Annotated in this window: 2 protein-coding genes; one reads left to right on the forward strand and one right to left on the reverse strand. The window is 62.0% G+C overall.

Translation table 11 applies throughout. The annotated features are described in order from the left end of the window. Nucleotides 1-27: 27 nt before the first annotated feature. Nucleotides 28-1,323, forward strand: a complete 1,296-nt coding sequence (locus tag FLM9_RS04890) for an ATP-binding protein (RefSeq protein WP_074457523.1) — start codon at nucleotides 28-30, stop codon at nucleotides 1,321-1,323. A gap of 60 nt (nucleotides 1,324-1,383) precedes the next feature. Here the strand turns inward: FLM9_RS04890 and FLM9_RS08155 are convergent. Beyond that, a partial coding sequence (locus tag FLM9_RS08155; protein WP_218969741.1) for an ATP-binding protein occupies nucleotides 1,384-2,187 on the reverse strand: 804 nt, incomplete at its 5' end.

Below are 2,187 nucleotides of genomic sequence, written 5' to 3' on the forward strand. Positions count from 1 at the left end.
TCTCCTGAGCATCCTCTGCCAAATGCCATGACCCACCGTCCCCATCCCTGGCAGGCTTACAACCTGCGGGGTTCCCCCTATTTTCAGGATAGCCTCAGCCGCAATGCCCGGAACACGTCCCTTTCTCTCTTTGTCGGTCGGCAAAGGGAGTTGCAGAAGCTGCTGATTCGGATCGAGGGCAGCCTGACCGGTTCCCGGCAGGCGGTGGCCGGCAGGCCCGGCATCGGCAAAACCACCCTGGTGGAGGTGGTGAAGGCCGAGGCCAGGGATGCCGGCTACTGGGTTGCCCCCAAGAGCATTGCCTTGACCCCGGAGGCCAGCAGTCTGGACCTGCTAGGTCAAGTACTGTCCGGTGTCTACGGGGCGGTAACGGCCGCTTGTGCCAGCGCTTTGGGGCCTGAGGTGGAGACAGCACAGCAGTTGGTCAGCAGCTTCCGGCTCCATGGCGGTGGGCTCACCGTTGGCGCTTTTGGCTTCAGTGGCAGTGTCTCCCGCAGCGAGGAGGTATCCCAGCCTCCCAGCGCCCTGCTGCTGGATGGGCCGCGGGTGCTCCACAATCTGCTGGGTTATGCCCTGGAGCAAGGGGCTCAGGGTGTCCTGCTGCACCTCAATAACCTGGAAAACATCAGCACAGACCATGCACAGAAGGCGGCCGACAAGCTGCGGGCTGTGCGGGATCAAGCGCTGGTGTTGGAGGGTCTGCACCTGATTGTGGTGGGCACAACCGATGCCGTCTGCACAGCGGTGTTGCGCCATCCTCAGGTGCGCTCGGTGTTCTCCGAACCGCTGGTGCTGGACGCTCTGTCCCTCGCTGAAGTGGAGCACCTGCTCCAGAAGCGCTACGAGGCGCTGCAACTGGACACCAGTGGTCCCCAGCCTGCCCCGGTGGATGCTGCCGTGATTCAGGAGTTGTACGAGTTGTTTCGTGGGGACCTGCGGGCCATGCTGCGGGCTCTGGAGGATGGGGTTGTTGAACTGTTGATCACCGAGCAGCAGCAGACCATTGCACCTGGGAGTCTGGCCCCCATCAGCCGGGACGCCCTATTCACCGTGCTGCACGGGTCCCAACGAGTGGAGCTGAAGCGACAATTGGGCAGCGCCACATGGAAACGGTTGGAAGCCTGGGCGGCGAAAGATGCCGCTGCTCCGCAAACCCAGAAGCAACTGCAGAAGATCTGGAAGCTCTCCCAACCAGCTGTGTCCCAGATCCTTCAAGATCCGGGCAGCGCCGTGGCGGTTGAGGCCCTGCCGCGCCACGGGAACGATCCCATCCAATACCTGCTCACGGGTGCTGCTCGATTGGCCTTGTTGGATCCGTGTTAAGGGCCGGGTGGAAGCCGGCCCATGATTGCATTAGCCCCACTCCGCTCACGTCTCTGGCGGTCAGGCCTGATGCTCACGCCAGATCTCCTTTACATAGGGATCGGTGACCTCGTAGTGGCCGTGGCTGGGGTGCATGAGGATATTTTCTGCCACCAGCTCGTTGACCACAGGCTGAATCTCGTCAATTCGCACCTCACGACCAATCGCCTTGGCGTACTCGGTGGCAGCCTCTGCTGAGAAGAGGCCGCGGGCATTGCCATCGACACGGGCCACACGGCTGAAGACAGCCAACGCCAGGCCACCTATCCCCTCCACCTTGCCCAGTTCAATGTCCACGGCCTTGGAGCGCAGCGTGTTGGCAATCACTGGTAGGAGTGTGTCGGGTTCAACACCCGAGGATGCAGCGGCGTGCATCTGCCTGAGGGCCTGCTGAAGCTCCTCTGGCCGGTTACCCAGGGTCTCGAAGCAGGCAACAGCCCCATCCAGCGACGGCAACGGCGTGATGCCAGCTTCCCCTAGCTGTTGCAGGACGTGCTCCACGTAATCCCTTCCCAGAACGGGATAGGGGAGAGACGTGGCTCCCGCGAATGCCTGGTTACGCCTGGTGGTGAGTTCACTGATCTGGGCACCGTGGGACCCCGTACCAATGAACAGGAAATTGCCCGGCATGTGGGGTTGGAGATTGACGGCATCCCGTGCCGCCTTCAGGGCAAGGAGCATCTGATGGCCGTCTTCGCTGGTGATGGCCTGCTGCACCTCGTCCACGATCAACACCAGGTCAGTCTTGGCTTGATCCACAACTTCCGTAAAAGCCTGTGCAAGCGTTGCACCCCCTTCCTTCCCCAGGGTCTCAAGTTGGAAGCC

Source organism: Candidatus Synechococcus spongiarum (assembly GCF_900047545.1).
Lineage (GTDB): Bacteria > Cyanobacteriota > Cyanobacteriia > PCC-6307 > Cyanobiaceae > Synechococcus_B > Synechococcus_B spongiarum_C.

Excerpts from the sequence above, each read along its gene's own strand:
- FLM9_RS04890 (WP_074457523.1), top strand. The coding sequence starts at position 28 with ATGACCCACCGTCCCCATCCCTGGCAGGCTTACAACCTGCGGGGTTCC.